This window comes from Acinetobacter venetianus RAG-1 = CIP 110063 (assembly GCF_000368585.1).
Classification (GTDB): Bacteria; Pseudomonadota; Gammaproteobacteria; order Pseudomonadales; family Moraxellaceae; genus Acinetobacter; species Acinetobacter venetianus.
Window position 1 is genome coordinate 26,645 of record NZ_KB849559.1, and the last position, 16,851, is coordinate 43,495.

Annotated in this window: 15 protein-coding genes; 4 read left to right on the forward strand and 11 right to left on the reverse strand. The window is 40.9% G+C overall.

Annotated elements, in window-relative coordinates; all coding sequences use genetic code 11:
- Positions 1 to 65 precede the first annotated feature (65 nt).
- On the reverse strand, positions 66 to 1,124 hold the full coding sequence (gene rsgA, locus F959_RS14795) for a ribosome small subunit-dependent GTPase A (RefSeq protein ID WP_004881637.1): 1,059 nt from the start codon (positions 1,122 to 1,124) through the stop codon (positions 66 to 68).
- Between the two features lie 124 nt (positions 1,125 to 1,248).
- On the opposite strand from rsgA, the gene orn reads away from it, so the two are divergent.
- From orn to F959_RS14810, 3 genes are all read left to right on the forward strand, one after another.
- Positions 1,249 to 1,812 carry an oligoribonuclease gene (gene orn / locus F959_RS14800; protein ID WP_017196965.1) on the forward strand — a complete coding sequence of 188 codons (564 nt, stop codon included), beginning with the start codon at positions 1,249 to 1,251 and terminating at the stop codon, positions 1,810 to 1,812.
- Between the two features lie 132 nt (positions 1,813 to 1,944).
- Positions 1,945 to 2,679, forward strand: a complete 735-nt coding sequence (locus F959_RS14805; RefSeq protein WP_004881641.1) for a Bax inhibitor-1/YccA family protein — start codon at positions 1,945 to 1,947, stop codon at positions 2,677 to 2,679.
- 137 nt (positions 2,680 to 2,816) lie between these two features.
- The gene (locus F959_RS14810; protein WP_004881643.1) at positions 2,817 to 3,620 is read left to right on the forward strand and encodes an enoyl-ACP reductase FabI; all 804 of its coding nucleotides are present in this window, start codon (positions 2,817 to 2,819) and stop codon (positions 3,618 to 3,620) included.
- Between the two features lie 194 nt (positions 3,621 to 3,814).
- On the opposite strand, the gene F959_RS14815 is transcribed toward F959_RS14810, so the two are convergent.
- Entirely contained in the window at positions 3,815 to 4,276 is a 462-nt protein-coding gene (locus F959_RS14815; RefSeq protein ID WP_004881645.1) for a hypothetical protein, read from the reverse strand.
- Positions 4,277 to 4,382: 106 nt separating this feature from the next.
- Positions 4,383 to 5,201 carry a TIR domain-containing protein gene (locus F959_RS14820; RefSeq protein ID WP_004881648.1) on the reverse strand — a complete coding sequence of 273 codons (819 nt, stop codon included), beginning with the start codon at positions 5,199 to 5,201 and terminating at the stop codon, positions 4,383 to 4,385.
- Between the two features lie 349 nt (positions 5,202 to 5,550).
- Here F959_RS14820 and F959_RS14825 point away from each other — a divergent pair, with 349 nt between their 5' ends.
- Positions 5,551 to 5,967 carry a hypothetical protein gene (locus tag F959_RS14825; RefSeq protein ID WP_004881650.1) on the forward strand — a complete coding sequence of 139 codons (417 nt, stop codon included), beginning with the start codon at positions 5,551 to 5,553 and terminating at the stop codon, positions 5,965 to 5,967.
- 18 nt (positions 5,968 to 5,985) lie between these two features.
- On the opposite strand, the gene F959_RS14830 is transcribed toward F959_RS14825, so the two are convergent.
- From F959_RS14830 to F959_RS14865, 8 genes are all read right to left on the reverse strand, one after another.
- Positions 5,986 to 7,386, reverse strand: coding sequence for an efflux transporter outer membrane subunit (locus F959_RS14830; RefSeq protein WP_004881651.1), 1,401 nt, complete (start codon positions 7,384 to 7,386; stop codon positions 5,986 to 5,988).
- 259 nt (positions 7,387 to 7,645) lie between these two features.
- Complete coding sequence (locus F959_RS14835) at positions 7,646 to 9,637, reverse strand: MacB family efflux pump subunit (protein ID WP_004881653.1); 1,992 nt, start codon at positions 9,635 to 9,637, stop codon at positions 7,646 to 7,648.
- Between the two features lies 1 nt (position 9,638).
- A complete protein-coding gene (locus F959_RS14840; RefSeq protein ID WP_004881654.1) occupies positions 9,639 to 10,973 on the reverse strand; it encodes a MacA family efflux pump subunit in 1,335 nt (444 codons plus the stop codon).
- Between the two features lie 107 nt (positions 10,974 to 11,080).
- Positions 11,081 to 11,911 carry an SIR2 family NAD-dependent protein deacylase gene (locus tag F959_RS14845; RefSeq protein ID WP_004881657.1) on the reverse strand — a complete coding sequence of 277 codons (831 nt, stop codon included), beginning with the start codon at positions 11,909 to 11,911 and terminating at the stop codon, positions 11,081 to 11,083.
- A 42-nt stretch (positions 11,912 to 11,953) separates the two neighbouring features.
- Positions 11,954 to 12,949, reverse strand: a complete 996-nt coding sequence (gene holA, locus F959_RS14850) for a DNA polymerase III subunit delta (protein WP_004881658.1) — start codon at positions 12,947 to 12,949, stop codon at positions 11,954 to 11,956.
- Positions 12,950 to 12,958: 9 nt separating this feature from the next.
- Positions 12,959 to 13,468, reverse strand: a complete 510-nt coding sequence (locus F959_RS14855; RefSeq protein ID WP_004881660.1) for an LPS-assembly lipoprotein LptE — start codon at positions 13,466 to 13,468, stop codon at positions 12,959 to 12,961.
- Between the two features lie 155 nt (positions 13,469 to 13,623).
- Positions 13,624 to 16,248: a leucine--tRNA ligase gene (leuS, locus tag F959_RS14860; RefSeq protein ID WP_004881663.1), complete on the reverse strand. Its 2,625-nt coding sequence runs from the start codon at positions 16,246 to 16,248 to the stop codon at positions 13,624 to 13,626.
- A gap of 152 nt (positions 16,249 to 16,400) precedes the next feature.
- The gene (locus F959_RS14865; protein WP_004881665.1) at positions 16,401 to 16,757 is read right to left on the reverse strand and encodes a DUF4124 domain-containing protein; all 357 of its coding nucleotides are present in this window, start codon (positions 16,755 to 16,757) and stop codon (positions 16,401 to 16,403) included.
- Positions 16,758 to 16,851 lie beyond the last annotated feature (94 nt).

A 16,851-nucleotide genomic window follows, 5' to 3' on the forward strand; every position in this document is an offset into this window, starting at 1 on the left:
TCCTGAGTATAACTTATCTCAATGGTGATCAAAAATGTTAGTTCAAGGGTGAAGCATCAAGAAAGTTAACTTTTTTGTTGAGCTTCTTGAATTTCATCAATAAGACGTAAATAACTGTCTAAACGACGCGGTAAAATTTCACCAGCATCAACCGCTTGTTTCAACGCACAATTTTTTTCATGAGTATGGGTGCAGTTACGGTACTGACATAGTCCAAGATGTGCTTCAATCTCAGGAAAACCTGTACGTACCTTTTCTAAACTAAGATGCCAGAGTCCAAATTCACGGATTCCGGGTGAATCGATCAATGCACCGTTTGTTCCAAATTTAATCAAACGTGTTGAAGTCGTGGTATGTTGCCCAAGTGCAGAGTTCTCTGAAATGACATTGGTTTTCTGTGCTGCATCAGGAACGATGGTATTGATCAGCGAGCTTTTGCCTACGCCTGACTGCCCAACGAAAGCAACGGTTTCATTATCCAAGCGTGCTGCGAGTGCAGACAAATCACCGCGTGAATGACAAACCAAAGTTTCATAACCCAATGCTTCATATTCACTGAGTAAGGTCAGAATCGGGTCATTTTCAGTGAGCAAGTCTGATTTATTCAACACCAGTAGGGCTGGAATATTTGCGTCAGCACATGCAACGAGATAGCGATCAATCAATGTCGGTGCAGGTTCTGGTAAGGGTGCAAATACAATCACGATCAGACTGATGTTTGCGGCAACTGGTTTAACTTTATGATAACGGTCTGGACGAGTCAGCAATGACTTTCGTGGATAGATTGCGGTAATGATACCCAGACCTGTATTCGGATCAGCTTGCCATTTTACTCGATCACCTGTGACCAATAATTCTAAGTTAGTGCGGGTGTGACAGCGCCAAACACTGTCTAATTCAATCGGTTTCCAGAACGGTTCTGGTTCACCATCAGCAACTTGTGGTTTTTCGGGGTGTTGTTCAGGCACAGATAAAGCTTGTACTTCGAGTTGACGACCATAATGTTGAACAACCAGTCCATCCAAATCCTGCGATGTATCAATGTCGTCTTGACGCGATTTATGCTGTTTTTCAATACGACGTTGCTGCTGTTCGGTTAAACGACGCTTACGAATTAAAGCCATTCATATCCCAAAAAATCCACACTTTGAAGACCGCAAAAATAGCACGAAGCCGCTATAGAATTACAGCCAAGATGTAATTAATTTGCTACTATTGATGTTTTTAAGCACTTTAGAATCGCTATTTATGAGCAGCACCCCAGATACACGATTAATTTGGATCGACCTAGAAATGACAGGTCTTGATACCGATAATGACAAAATTATTGAAATTGCAACAATTATTACAGATGACAATCTTAATATTTTAGCTGAAGGTCCTGTTCTTGCTGTTCATCAATCAGATTTGATTCTAAACGCAATGGATGAGTGGAATACCAAGCAACATGGTCAATCTGGTCTGATTGAGCGTGTACGTCGTAGTAAGTTATCTTCACAAGATGCAGAGCAGCAAACGCTTGAGTTCTTAAAAAAATGGGTCAATCCAAAATCATCACCAATGTGTGGTAACTCGATTTGCCAAGATCGCCGTTTCTTACATCGTTTAATGCCTGAGTTGGAACAATTTTTCCATTACCGTAATTTAGATGTGTCTTCTGTAAAAGAGTTAGCAAAACGCTGGAGACCAGAAATTATGAGTGGTCTGAAGAAAAATGCCTCGCATTTGGCGATGGATGATATTCGTGATTCGATTGCAGAGTTAAAATATTATCGTGAATATTTCTTTATTATGAATCACGACAAAAACTAATCGAGCAAGTTAATTGTTTGATAATTAAAGGAGCGGATGCTCCTTTTTTATTGAATGTAAAAAAATATTGGGCTTGGTTAAAAAATCGCTTAAACTCAGCGTTTTATTGCGAAATATAAAAAGAGAGCATACATGCAAAGTAATAATCCAATTTTAACTCGGGTAGAAACCTATAGTGATTTAGCTGAACCAATGACGATCCAAGGGGCGATTCAAAAATCCGTCCTTTTAACCGTGATTGCTGCGGGTCTAGGCATCGCATTATTTTTCTATTGTGCGATGACGGCAAATCTTTCGATTGCTTATGCCGCTGCAATCGTTGGCGCAATTGGTAGTTTTGTTCTGGCTTTAATTACCACTTTTAAATCAAATACTGCACCTGCTTTAGCGATTCCTTATGCTTTATTTGAAGGTGCATTTTTAGGTGGCATTTCCTTTATTTTCCAATTGAAGTTTCCTGGTGTGCCATTACAAGCATTACTGGCAACTTTTATTACGACATTGGTGTTATTTGGTTTATATAAATTCCAAGTGATTCGTGCGACAGAGAAATTTAAATCGATTGTGATCTCTGCGACATTGGCGATTGCTTTGGTGTTTGTGGTGCAAATTATTTTACGTTTAGCTTTTGGCTCAACTATTCCTTACATTTTTGAAAGTAACTGGTTGGGTATCGGCTTTGCTGCTTTTGTTGCGGTAATCGCTTCATTAAATCTGATCTTAGACTTTGATTTGATTGAAAGTGCTGCTGCACAACGTGCACCAAAATCATTTGAATGGTTATGTGGTATCGCATTACTCGCAACTTTAGTTTGGATGTATTACTCATTCATGCGCTTGTTGAGTCTGATCCAAGGTGATGACTAAGCTTTTGCTTAAAAATAAAATCGTCTTCATCTGAAGGCGATTTTTTTATGCAAGATTGTAAAAAAGATGGATTATGCAATTCCGAAATTGCTGGAATATTGGCATGATGTGGTGAAAATTTTTCGAGTGAGAATAAGATGTCACAAGGACTTTTAGCTGGTAAACGTTTTTTAATTGCTGGCATTGCAAGTAAATTATCAATTGCTTACGGTATTGCTGCTGCATTACACCGCGAAGGTGCGGAGCTTGCGTTTACTTATCCAAATGAAAAGTTGAAAAAACGTGTTGATGATTTTGCAGCACAGTTTGGTTCAACTTTGGTTTTCCCTTGTGATGTTGCTGTTGATGCAGAAATTGATGGTGCATTTGCTGAATTGTCGAAACATTGGGATGGTTTAGATGGTGTTGTGCATTCAATTGGTTTCGCACCAGCACATACATTAGATGGCGACTTCACAGATGTGACAGATCGTGACGGTTTTAAAATCGCACATGACATTAGCGCGTATAGCTTTGTTGCGATGGCGCGTGCTGCAAAACCTTTATTACAAGCACGTCAGGGTTGTTTGTTGACATTGACATATCAAGGTTCTGAGCGTGTGATGCCAAACTACAACGTAATGGGCATGGCTAAAGCATCTTTAGAAGCGGGTGTTCGTTATTTAGCTTCTAGCTTGGGTGTAGACGGTATTCGCGTAAATGCAATTTCTGCTGGTCCAATCCGTACTTTGGCAGCATCAGGCATCAAGTCTTTCCGTAAAATGTTAGATGCCAATGAAAAAATTGCGCCACTAAAACGTAATGTGACGATTGAAGAAGTGGGCAATGCAGCATTGTTCCTTTGCTCGCCGTGGGCTTCGGGCATTACAGGTGAAATCATGTATGTCGATGGTGGTTTTAATACTGTCGGTATGAGCCAAAGCATGATGGATGATGAATAACTAGATTAATCTAAATTATTTAATAAAGCCGCTTTTATAGCGGCTTTGTTTTTTGAAGATAAGGGGTTAACTCTAAAACTATAACGTCTGTTTCTATTGGGCCGAAGCTAGAGTGTTTTGTTAATGTACGAACGCAGGGAGAAACACAAAGCATCTAGGTTTTGATGTCATGCTAGAAGTGCTTGTTGAGTACGTCAAGATAATACCTTGTTTAAAGTTCTTGGTTCAGAGATGATTTTATTCTCTATCTTTCCATGGAAAGTGGCCATGCCGACCATTGTTTTTGCATCATTCTGAACCATAAAAACATACGTTCCAGTATCAAAGCCTAAACCCTTAGTATCCTCAAAGATCAAAGTTACCTGATTACCATTGATAAAACCGTGATAATGAAATTTTCTTTCAGATCCTTTCCCATCCCTAGTTTTTGTTCGGGTACTTGTACCCTTCACAATGCGGCCTTGCTGGGTTAGTTTAATTTTACCTACTTTAACATTCTTTCCATTACGTAATTCGGTTATCTCCCATGCACCGGCTACTCGAATTCCATCATACAAGCACTTATCTTTGAAATTTGGCCAAATCCATTTGACTATGATAGCTATAATTGCTGAAGCTACTATGCTAGCGAAAACACCTACTAAAAATTCACTCATATATCTTCTTTATTGCCCCTAACTAGGGGTAAATTCCCTAATCTCGTTAAACTTATCGCTCTCGTTAGAGAATAGACTTAATCTAATATCTCAAGCTTCTCTATTTTTACATTAGCTTATTGAAATCAATTTCATAACCAGCCGCCTTCATCTCTTTAGCTATATCAATTTGCCAGTCCTTATCATTGATATAGACTATACCACTGATATCGTTAGGGAGCTCAATAGCTCCCTCAACTAAAGGTGCAACATTCTCTCGCCCGAGTTTTCCAATCAGAAAACCATGCTCGAAGACAACGTTTTGACGAGCTCTATATTTTAGCTCCCCACTTTCAGCCTCACTCTTTACATTACCCATATCATCGGGTGTATATAAAACGATAGCGAAGCCAACATCATTAGAGTAAGTTTCGATTTTTTCGATGATAGTCATGCTTCGGTTTGCTTGCTCATGAATAATTATCGCTGTGAAACCAAGCTTTTCAACAAAACGCGCTGTCCGTTCTTTTGTATTGCCGTCATGACCATGAACAATAAAAACTTTATCTTTTCGTTTCACATTCTGATCCAAAACTATATTAGGCTTTTCTTCATCTCTAGTTCCTCTGAGATCATACTCATCGTTTTCTACGTCGATTATTAAAGAATCAATATAGGCAAGCATAGTTTCCCCATCTTCTCGCCAAAATTTTTGTGCAGCACTTTCGCCAAGATGTGCCAAAAATACATAATGCGTTAGTTTTGCATTTAACACTGATGTTTCGCCAGGTAAATTTTCATTTAAAAATTGAGAAAATTTGCGTCGCCAAGTATTGAAACGTTCTTCTCCGAATTCTTTCCCACGAGAGTCAAATGCTTCTAGAACCTCTCCAGTCAGTCTCTTCTTAAAAAGTTGAAGGGTTTCTATAACTTTCTGCTTATCCATTTTACTTCTCTTTATATTTAACTGTTATACAGTAAACTCACCGTATAACTAGAATGAAAATGCATTATAACCAATTGGATTTTTTATCTTATTTAGCTGCATTTTGATCAGCATATAAAATCACTATATTTAGGTCAACATAAAACTATGGGTAACATCATTTCATAAAAACTTTGATGTGATAATTAATTAAGTAATCATCTATCAATAGAAAATATATCAACAAGTATAATTAACCATTTGTCATCCTATCCCTTATATGCTAATTAATGCTGGTTTTCGTTTAATCAGAAATTCAAATAGAATTTCGATAAACATATTATTTTAAGCTTTCGGGGTAATTTAAAGCGTGAAGAAAATAGCTGTTGTTTTTGGCTTAGTGATTTTACTTTCACTGCAAGGTTGTGCCGCGGTCATGGCAAGTAAGCAACCAAGTAAAAAGAATTTGACGGTTTTAGAGATTGGAAAACATCGTAATTATGTGATTTCTGAATTGGGTGCGCCAGTCACATCAGAAACCGTAAATGGAGAACGTAAAGAGATTTATACTTTCCAACAGGGTTACTCAAAAGCAGCCAGAGTCAGCCGTACGCTATGGCATACGACTGCGGATATTGCCACGATTGGTCTATGGGAAATCATTGGTTCGCCGACTGAGGTTTACTTTAATGGAGAACAACTTTCTTATGAGGTTGTTTTTGATGATCAAGATCACATCAAAAGTTCTCAGCTCATTAAAAATGAGCCAAAAACTGTAAGTGAGTAAGCAATAACAACTCGTGTGTTATTGCTCAGGTAGTTCTTTCACAGGACTTCCACCTAGCGCTTGCATTAGGGTCACATAAGCATTGTACTGATTCTGCTTGGTTTCAACTAAGCTCAGTCGTGCATTGCGTGTGGTCTCTTGTGCATCAAGTAAATTCTTTAATGCAATCGCACCATTACGATAACGAACTTCAGTGAGTCGCTCAGTTTTATCTGCTAATTCAAGATTGCGTTGTTGAAGCTGAACTTGTTGATCTAGTTGAGTGCGATTCGATAACGCATTTTCTACATCAGCAAATGCTTGGTATAACGTTTGACGATATTGAGTAATGGCTTTCTCATATTCAAGATCACTAATCGCAATATCTTTCTTCATATCATTATATTGAAGAAAGGGTAGGCTTAAACTTGCGCCTAAGGTAAGTGCTGGATTTTGCAAAAGTTGAGTCAGAGATGTACTCGAAGACCCTAAATTTCCAGTCAGATTAATCGATGGATAATAACTGGCTTTGGTTGCATCTTTACTGGCTAACGTTTTACGAAGACGTAACTCTGAGGCTTGTAAATCAGGGCGGCGAGATAAAATATCTGCGGGTAAGCCGACAGCGATATTAGGTAATGCATTACGCGGTAATTTCGCTGGCTCTTGAATATTCAGCTGTTGTACAGGTTCATGTAGCAGTACAGCGAGAGCAGTACGTGTTTCTACACGTTGTTGTTCGATCTGACTCAAACTTGCTTTCTGACTTTGCACTGATTGTTCAGCTTGCGTGAGATCTAAGCCAGAAACTGCACCCGCTTTATATTGTGATTGAACTAAATTATAAATCTTTTGAGTCGATGCTAAGTTTTGTTGAACGGTTTGATAGCGTTCATTGAGGTAGCCCAATTGCCAATACAGTTTTGCAGTTGTTCCTACCAAACTTTGTGCCGTTGCTTGTAAGTCTTGGGCACTGGCGAGTGCTTCCCAACGACTGGCTTCTGTTTGATTGGCGAGTTTTCCAAACAAATCGAGTTCATAACTTACACCGACACTAGCAGACAAGCCACGATCTGAGCCATCGCCTGAACGTAGATCATAGTTATGACCTGTCGATACACTTGAGCTGGTGCGGATGCTTTGCTGATTTGCTGCCAAGCCAGCTTGTAAGCGGGCTTGTTTCAGTGTGATACCTGCAACACTTAGATCACTATTTGTCGCCAAGACTTGATCAATCAGCTGGTTGAGCTGAGTGTCATTAAATAATGTCCACCATTGGTCTGTCAGCGCCACGCTTTTATTGGTTTGCGCATCGTATTGGTATTGCTGCGGAACTTGTACAGTTGGTGCGTTGTAAGGTGTTTTGACAATAGCAGAGCAGCCAGCTAGAGAAGTGCTAAGGCATAGGGCAAGTACGATTTTATTTGGTTTGAATAACATTGCTTGTCATTCCTTTAATAATTTGAAAGAGCATGATTATCGAAACGGTGTCTTATCGAGTTCTCATCCATTTTCTGGTTCAGCCTTCGGCTCGACCTACTTTTCTTTCGGGAAAAGTAGGCAAAACCATTGTCATCCGCAAAACCTGTTATATTTTTCCAATTATCTTGATCTATCGCAGAAACAATATTTTTTGATACCACGCAGGTTGCGGATGACGTTCACGAGTATCATATTTCTAGGATAGATTTTTTCGCTATTATTCTCTTGCTAAAGCTGCAACTGGATCGAGTTGTGCTGCATTTCGTGCGGGTAAGAAACCAAAAACAATACCGATCAAACTTGAGCAGACAAAGGCCGCAACAATAGATGTGGTTGAATAACTCATTTCAATGATGCCCTTGGCAAAATGCCCGATAATTTGTCCAATACCTAAAGACAGCAGCACACCGAGTACACCACCCAGTAAGCAGACCAAAATTGCTTCGATCAAGAACTGCTGCAAAATATCACTTTGTCGAGCACCGACCGCCATACGGACACCAATTTCTTGGGTACGTTCTGTCACAGAGACCAACATAATATTCATTACACCGATGCCACCGACGACCAGTGAAATCACCGCAATCGCTGAAATCAGGAGTGTCATGGTTGCAGTGGTTTGTTGAATCGTTTCACGAATACTGTCTGAGTTTTGAGTGAAGACATCTTGTGCGCCGTGGCGTTGTTCGAGCAACGTCAAAATCGCATTTTCAGCCGCACTACTTGGATATTCATCTTTAATACGAACAATGATGCTACGCACATTAGACTGGCCTAACATGCGGCTCATGACTGTTGAATAGGGGAGATAGACATTTAAGCTATCTGAATTTCCCATAAAGCCTTTTTCAGCATCAATCACACCAATGACACGACTCGGTACACTTCCCAATAAGATCACTTGTCCGAGCGGATTAGTTCCATCTGCAAAGAACGTTTTTTCAGTATTGGTGTCAATGACCACGTCTTGCGCACGTTGAGTCACGCTGTCTTTATCAAAAGCTTGCCCAGATTTAAAGGTCATGCCTCGAACATAGAAGAAGTCAGAACTCACGCCATTGACGGTCGCCGATGCTTCCGTTTCTTTAAAGCGTAAAGTGACGCTTGTATTCACAGAAGGGCTGACACCATCGACATAGGGTTGCTCGGCTAACGCTTCTCCATCGGCAGGAACAAGCGTCTTGGTTTGTGATGCTCTTGAGTTATCACCAAAGCCACGACCTTGATATACTGTAATGGTGTTGGTTCCGAGACTGCTGATATTTTCCAAAATCTGTTTTTGTGAACCATTACCGAGCGCAACAACGGAAACCACAGAGGCGATCCCGATAATGATTCCAAGCATGGTCAAAAAGGTTCGCATTCGATGTGCATTCATGGCAAGCAGTGCCATACGGAATGCTTCACCCAAGCGATCTAGAAAAGATCGCCATGCAGAGGTTTTCTTTTGAGGTGTTCTTTGTAATGTTTGACGTTCTAAATCGGCATCATCATTTTCAGGTGTATTTGCGCGGTCTGAGATGATATTACCGTCACTAATCTCAATAATACGTGTCGCATTTTTTGCAACATTCATATCATGGGTGACTAAAATAATAGTATGACCTTTGGCATTGAGCTCACGCAAAATACGCATCACTTCAATACCGCTATTCTTATCCAATGCACCTGTGGGTTCATCGGCAAGAATCACATCGCCACCATTCATCAGTGCGCGTGCAATCGAAACACGTTGTTGCTGACCACCTGAAAGTTGGCTTGGACGATGATGTAGACGCTCTTCTAACCCAAGTTCAGAGAGCAATTCAGCTGAACGCTCCTGACGTAGATGGCTCTCTACACCCGCATAGATCGCTGGAACTTCAACGTTACCAGATGCAGTTAAATCACCAAGTAAATGATAGCGTTGGAAAATAAAGCCAAAATATTCACGACGTAATTGTGCAAGTTCGTCAGGTTCAAGCTGTCTCGTCTCACGGCCACTGACTAGATAGCTTCCGTCTGTTGGTTTATCCAGACAGCCCAAGATATTCATTAAGGTTGATTTACCTGATCCTGATTGCCCAACAATCGCAACCAATTCACCTGCATAAATCTTTAAATCAATGCCTTTGAGAATTTGGACTGTACCTTCACCCGCAGGGAATTCCCGAGTCAGTTTGCTGACCTCAAGTAGCGGCTGTGATGAATGTGTTTGATTTTGAGTCATATTACATTCTCATTGCACGTTGATTGCTACGTTTCGCTGATTCATTTGAACTATCAGTCGCATCAGCAATCACAACTTGATCACCTTGTTTAAGTCCTTTCAGGACTTGCGCTGTCACGCGGTTATTAAGACCAATCAGAACAGGTTGAGGCTTCGCCGAGCCATCAGCTTGCAAGACACGCACCATGCCTGTTGTCGCTTTACCTTGAGACACGAGTGCTTTTTCTTGATCGGTTAACTCTAAACGTTTTGGACGTTGTGCGTTTGCAGTTTCAGGTTTTTGTGTGGTATCAGTTGATGCGTTATTTTTACTGTTTTGTTTTTGATTTGAACGCTTGCTTTGAATCGCAGCCGCAGGAATGGTTAACGCATTTTTTGCTTCCGCTAATACAATATAAACTTGTGCAGTCATATCAATACGAAGCTTGCCATCATCATTCGGCACATCAAATAAAGCGTTATAGTAAATTGCAGATGTCGATGACGATGAACTGGTCGTCGTGCTTTCTGTATTGATTGAGTCGGGAGCTGGCTCTACTTGGCGCAAGGTTGCATAGTGTTTCTTCTCGCTATTTCCCAACGTTGTGAAATACACCGTTTGACCTTTTTCAACTTTCATGACGTCCGCTTCTGAAATTTGTGCTTTGACAGTCATAGTGTCTAAAGTCGCTAATTTCACAATGGTCGGTGCTGTTTGATTGGCGTTTACGGTTTGACCTTCCTCTGTCACGATCGCAACAATTGTTCCATTCATCGGTGCAACGATACGGGTATAACCCAAGTCTTCTTTTGCTGTCGCTAGTGTTAAGCGAGACTGCTCAATTTGTGCATTGATCGCTGCGATTTGCGCTTGAGCGGTTTTGTAATTTGCCAATGCAGTCTCAAGCTCAGCTCGGGAAGTTGCATCTTGGCTATACATCGCTTGTTGGCGTTTATATTCTGCTTCAACTTTTGCTAAATTCGCTTGTTGTACAGCGAGTTGAGCTTGTTGATTTTTAATGCTTGCTTCCGCTGTTTTTAAATCATTTTCTTGGCGAATCGAATCAATTTGCGCAATCAATTGACCTTGTTTTACTTGATCACCCAATTGCACATACATTTTCTTCACCTGACCAGACACCTGTGCACCAACGCTCACCATTTTGGTTGCTTCAAGTACACCAGTCGCTAATACTGAATCTTCAATATCGCCACGAGAGACCTCTGCGCTAATGTACTGTGGTTGCTGTGCTTTGGGTTTAAAGAACATCCATCCGAGTGCTGCAATGATGAGCACGCCGATAGCGATCATAATAATTTTGCGAGATGGTATTTTTTTAGACGTTGTTTTTGGCATGGCGACAGGTCAAAAGTGAGAACTGGGCTTAGTATAAAAGTGAAATAAGGATAAAACGTGAATATTTTTAATCTAGAATGAGAATTATTTTCTATTTTTCCACATACTTATTTTATAAATATCTGATAAATACTTTCGATCCCAGCCTCCGCGTTACTTGCAAGTGCAATGCCGCCGTGCGGTGGAAGTGTGTATTCACGCGGATTGATCCGAATCAAGTTGGGTGCAAAGCGCTCACTGAAATATCGTACAGTTGGAATTGCTGTACCTGCACCGATTTCAATCACGATCGGATTGCGATGTACTTTGATGAAGTGATCCAAACGCTGACCTTGTAGGTGATGTCGATGGCTTAACCAATCATAGTCATCAAACATTAAAATATTAGGGCGTGCTAAATGACCGCAGTGAGGGCAGCGCGGTAACTCACCTAACCATTGGCACTCTTGATGATCAATTTCAGGAGAAATATTATCTGCTGACCAAATCTCTTGCTGGCAAGATTTTAGACATTGTAAATGATGAATTGAGCCATGACATTCATAGATGTTGGCCGAGTCAAAGCCCGCTTTTTGAAATTGCCCATCGACATTTGAGGTAAAGATAAAATAGGGTAGTTGTAATGTTTCTGCCAATTGCTTGAGTAAAGTAAATCCTCGATGTGGTTTAGTTTGACGATAGAGTACGAGTCGATGTCCGTAGAATCCCCATGCTAAACGTGGGTGACGTCTAAAAGCGGCAGGATTGGCTATTTCAGTAAAGTCGATTCGTTGTTTTCCAAGCTCAGGGTAAGTTTGCCACATGCCATGATTGCCTCGAAAATCAGGTAAACCTGAGTCCACTCCCATACCCGCACCTGCTGAAATGATTAAGCTGTCAGCGCGTTGAAAGGCTACTTTAATTTTCTGAATTTGATCTGGGCTTAGACCGAACATCATTGCTTTCACCTTGTTATTATTATCTTGAATTTAGATCTTATTTTAAGCAGATTGGATAAATAAAGTTTTTCCACATAATTCGCTGACAGCTTGAAGCATTAAATGTTCAGCGCTTTCTTTCGACATACCTTTAATCGATGCATCGATACGTAATAATAGCTCTGGCCAAGTGAGAAATTGCCGAGGGTTTAGGCGGCGTAAAGCTTGCTGATATTGTGAAACTTTGGTTTTCCAAATCCCGAGTTGTAATGCATTGTGTGGTTGCTCAAAAAGTTGCATCAGTAAACGCATTTCTTTACTGAGTGTCCATAAGATCAAACTGTCAGGTTCACCCGCGGCAAGTAAGTATTGGTAGATCTTGACGGATTGAGCCAAATGACCTGCCAATAATGCATCGCTTAAATCATAGGTGGTGTAGCGCGATTGATCCTGTAAACATGCATAGAGCTGCTCTATTTGAATTTGTTTAATATCTGGAAAGGTATCCGCAACGCGCATCAAACTATTTTTTGCTGCGAGGAGGTTATGCTCATGATGTTGCATTAACCATTGCCATGCATCATTGTTGAGTGTGATCCCCAATTTTTCTGCTTCGATGGTAAGGATGCGTTGACGATCTTGTGGATAGTTTGCAGTAAGCGGCACAACAACACCATTCGCTTCAACGACTTGGAAAAATGCTGACTTTAGACTGCTGCTATCCTGTTTTGGTAACACAATTAACAGTAAGTTATGTTCATTATGTTGAATATAGTTTTTAAGTAGCTTTAATCCATTTGCATCGGGTTTGATATTGCCATGTACTTCAATCGCAAGTTGTTGAGAAAATAGCGACAAACTATTCAATGCATTAAAGACATTTTTCCAGTCATTTACACTGCTGATGTCATAGCGTTGACGCTCAACTTCTTGCTGTTGCCAGCTTTTACGAAAAGCATCTAGCAGATTTTGTTCAAGTAAAGGCTCTTGACCATGCATAATCCATACGCCACGAGCCTCATCTACACGTTTTAATGCTTGAACATAATCTAGTTTCATAAGTTGTAATTATGACTGTGCTTTAGGTAGACGGTTTGCTGCAATTTGACGTGTGATTTGTTGTGCCACATCATCAATGACAATCTTGTCTAAATAAGATTCTTGTTGGTTGTCGGTGTTCACTGTTGCAACATCGTATTGATAACTACGAGAAGCAGTCAATGTCCGTGGTTCTGTGATTTTATTGCCTTGACGATCTTCGATTTGGAATGTGACCGTTAGACGCAGTAATACTTCTGTCAATTTACCGTTCAGAAGTTGACGGCGAGGCGTGTAATCCAAAATACGAAGTACATAAGCATCGTTGGAGTTACTGAGTTGTACGCCTGTTGCACTTAAATAAATGCTAAGTCGATTTTCAAGTTCATCAGTATTGTCAGGTAATACCAATGTGAGCTTGTTATAAACTAACGGCGTCGCTGTTGGATTACTGCCTTTTAAATGGAAGCCACAACCGACTAAGCCTGCACTTAGGCCTAAAGTTAATACAACTGCTGCAACACGTTGAACTAAATGCATGCTTTGTCCTTATGATATTCCATCAAACATGGAAGATTTAAACTAAATAAATTGACCATATTTTAGAATCAAAGCCCGTTGAATGACAGCGGGCTTTGATGAGGTTTTGTTTATTGCTTTTAATCTGCCTTCTTTAAAGGGAGTCTTACAAGCTTTTAAACCACCAAGTTCACGAGTTTATTTGGCACAACAATTTCTTTTTTAGTCGGGCCAGTTAAGAATTGTTGCACTTCTGGTAATGCTTTTGCCAAAGCCAATAAATCATCTTTAGATATATCGACAGCCACATCTAACTTACCACGAAGTTTACCATTCACTTGTACAACAATCGTTTGCGTATTACGTGTCAATGCAGATTCATCAACTTGAGGGAACTCCGTTGTTGTTAAATCTTGTCCAAACTGAGCTAAAAGTGTTTGACTCAAGTGTGGTGCAAATGGAGCAAGTAAAGTGAGTAATGTTGTGATCGCTTCACGAGCAACAGCCACATCATTGTCATCTTTTGCTTCAAATTTGTTGCTAGCATTTAACAGTTCCATCAATGCTGCAATTGCAGTATTGAATGCGTGGCGACGTTCGATGTCATCACCGACTTTTTGGATCGTTTCATGGGTTTTACGACGAAGATCTTGTGCATCTTTCGACAAGTTCGCAGCGTCTATAGTCGTTGTTTGATTGCCATTTTCTAGGAAGCCAGCAGCCAAACGCCAAACGCGTTTCAAGAAGCGGTTTGCACCTTCAACACCTGCATCAGACCATTCTAATGATTGATCTGGTGGTGCAGCAAACATCATGAATACACGAGCTGTATCTGCGCCGTATTGATCAATAATGGCTTGTGGATCAATACCGTTGTTTTTCGACTTAGACATTTTTTCTTGTCCACCGATAACAACTTCTTGACCATCACCTGAATATTTAGCAGAAAGGATACGACCTTTCTCATCACGCTCTAATTCGATGTCAGCAGGGTTAAACCACGTTTTTTTGCCGCTTTCAGCTTCACGATAGAAGGTGTCTGCTAAAACCATGCCTTGTGTTAACAAGTTAGTAAATGGTTCGTTGCCTTGTACCACACCTTCATCACGCATCAACTTATGGAAGAAACGTGCATAAAGTAAGTGCAAGATGGCATGTTCAACACCACCGATGTATTGGTTCACTGGAAGCCAGTTTTGCGCTGCTTCAGGTTTTACCATACCGCCTGTAAAGTCAGGAGAAGCATAGCGTGCATAGTACCAAGAAGATTCAACAAATGTGTCTAAGGTATCTGTCTCACGACGTGCATCGCCACCACAGCTTGGACATTTAGTTTCGTAGAATTCAGGCATTTTATTCAGTGGGTTACCTGAACCATCTGGTACGACATCAGTTGGTAACACGACCGGCAATTGATCTTCTGGCACTGGTACTTGTCCACAAGTATTACAGTTGATCATTGGAATCGGGCAACCCCAATAACGCTGACGAGAGACACCCCAGTCACGTAAACGGAATTGAACCTTAGCATTTGCTAAATTCTGTGGTTCTAATTTTGCAATGAAGGCATCAAAAGCAGCTTGGAATTCAAGGCCGTCAAATTCGCCAGAATTTACGAGTTTACCTTCTTTAGAGCCGTACCATTCTTGCCATTCAGTTGCTGAGTATTCAGCATCGTCAGCGCCTTTGGCATCAATCACTTGCTTGATAGACAAGTTAAACTTATTGGCAAACTCAAAATCACGTTCGTCATGTGCAGGAACAGCCATTACTGCGCCAGAACCATAAGACATGAGTACGTAGTTTGCGATCCAAACAGGAAGTTCTTCACCCGTTACAGGGTGTTTAACAAATAAGCCTGTTGCCATGCCTTTCTTTTCAGCAGTGGCTAAATCAGCTTCAGCGACCGAGCCCATGCGGCATTCTTCAATAAATGCGGCCAGTTCAGGGTTATTCTCAGCTGCTTTCAAAGCCATTGGGTGCTCTGCTGCAACAGCAACATACGTCACACCCATTAAGGTATCAGCGCGCGTGGTATAAACCGTTAAGCCATCTGCATAGATTTCAGTATTGGCAGAAGGGAAAGTGATTTCCATGCCTGTTGAACGACCGATCCAGTTACGTTGCATGGTGAGGACTTGTTGTGGCCAACCATCTTTTAATGTGTCTAAATCGTCTAATAATTCTTGTGCATAGTCAGTGATGCGGAAGTAGTACATTGGAATATCGCGTTTTTCCACCAATGCACCTGAGCGCCAGCCACGACCATTTTCAACTTGCTCATTGGCTAAAACAGTCTGGTCTACAGGATCCCAGTTCACTGTTGAAAGCTTACGATAGATCAAGCCTTTTTTATAAAGCTGTACGAATAACCATTGTTCCCAGTGATAATACTCTGGTGTACAGGTTGCAAATTCACGATCCCAATCGACAGACAAGCCCAATTTTTTTAATTGGTCACGCATATAAGCGATATTTTCAAATGTCCATTTTGCAGGTGCCACTTGGTGTGCAATCGCTGCATTTTCAGCAGGAAGACCAAAAGCATCCCAACCCATTGGCTGTAAAACGGTTTCGCCTTTTAAACGATAAAAACGGCTGATCACGTCACCAATAGTGTAGTTACGCACATGCCCCATATGCAGCTTTCCACTTGGATAAGGGAACATCGACAGGATATAGCGATGTTTGCCCTCTACAGTGTCAGCAACTTTAAAAACTTTGCGATTGTCCCAGTCTTGTTGAACTTGAGGCTCAATGGCGCTTGCTTGGTATTCGGAGTCAATGTGAGAAGTCGTCATAGGGATATGCGATACAACAAAAAATAAAAATAAGATTGCCGCACAGCATAGCGCAAAATCGTATGAAATGTCAGTGATTAGATCGGGATTTTATCTTCAAGGCGGTAGAGAAGCCGCCACCTTGAAAATAAACAAAAGTGAATGGATATGGATTAGTAGTTAGAGTTTGCTGCAGGAGGGGCAGGCGGTGGTGGTGCATCACCTTTTGGAGCTGAACTAGATGCTGCTGGTGCTACAGTGGTTGTATTGACAGGTGGAGGGTTATTTACTTGTTTTGCATCACCTTGCTCTGGTTGAGTTTGTACAGGAGGGCGTTGGATATTGCTGCCATAAGTCGAAACTTTATCCAAGCGTTTAGCACCTTTGGGTGGTGGAGTAGCGGTGTAGTGCGTCGATCCATTTGCATCCACCCATTTGTAATACTGCTGTGCATAATTATGGCTAGAACCCAATAATAATGCTGTTGTCGTGGCTGTGTATAAGATTGTTTTTAAATAAGATGATTTCATATTTGATCTCCCCAAGAGAATTTTGTCTATATTCGATCAAAGTGCATAAATGTGCTGTCTACAATGCCGAGTTTTACTAAAAAAGAAAATAGTT

What these genes read in the sequence shown, in the direction of transcription:
- rsgA (WP_004881637.1), bottom strand. Translation starts at nt 1,124, where the DNA reads ATGGCTTTAATTCGTAAGCGTCGTTTAACCGAACAGCAGCAACGTCGT.
- orn (WP_017196965.1), top strand. Translation starts at nt 1,249, where the DNA reads ATGAGCAGCACCCCAGATACACGATTAATTTGGATCGACCTAGAAATG.
- F959_RS14805 (WP_004881641.1), top strand. Translation starts at nt 1,945, where the DNA reads ATGCAAAGTAATAATCCAATTTTAACTCGGGTAGAAACCTATAGTGAT.
- F959_RS14810 (WP_004881643.1), top strand. Translation starts at nt 2,817, where the DNA reads ATGTCACAAGGACTTTTAGCTGGTAAACGTTTTTTAATTGCTGGCATT.
- F959_RS14815 (WP_004881645.1), bottom strand. Translation starts at nt 4,276, where the DNA reads ATGAGTGAATTTTTAGTAGGTGTTTTCGCTAGCATAGTAGCTTCAGCA.
- F959_RS14820 (WP_004881648.1), bottom strand. Translation starts at nt 5,201, where the DNA reads ATGGATAAGCAGAAAGTTATAGAAACCCTTCAACTTTTTAAGAAGAGA.
- F959_RS14830 (WP_004881651.1), bottom strand. Translation starts at nt 7,386, where the DNA reads ATGTTATTCAAACCAAATAAAATCGTACTTGCCCTATGCCTTAGCACT.
- F959_RS14835 (WP_004881653.1), bottom strand. Translation starts at nt 9,637, where the DNA reads ATGACTCAAAATCAAACACATTCATCACAGCCGCTACTTGAGGTCAGC.
- F959_RS14840 (WP_004881654.1), bottom strand. Translation starts at nt 10,973, where the DNA reads ATGCCAAAAACAACGTCTAAAAAAATACCATCTCGCAAAATTATTATG.
- F959_RS14845 (WP_004881657.1), bottom strand. Translation starts at nt 11,911, where the DNA reads ATGATGTTCGGTCTAAGCCCAGATCAAATTCAGAAAATTAAAGTAGCC.
- holA (WP_004881658.1), bottom strand. Translation starts at nt 12,949, where the DNA reads ATGAAACTAGATTATGTTCAAGCATTAAAACGTGTAGATGAGGCTCGT.
- F959_RS14855 (WP_004881660.1), bottom strand. Translation starts at nt 13,468, where the DNA reads ATGCATTTAGTTCAACGTGTTGCAGCAGTTGTATTAACTTTAGGCCTA.
- leuS (WP_004881663.1), bottom strand. Translation starts at nt 16,248, where the DNA reads ATGACGACTTCTCACATTGACTCCGAATACCAAGCAAGCGCCATTGAG.
- F959_RS14865 (WP_004881665.1), bottom strand. Translation starts at nt 16,757, where the DNA reads ATGAAATCATCTTATTTAAAAACAATCTTATACACAGCCACGACAACA.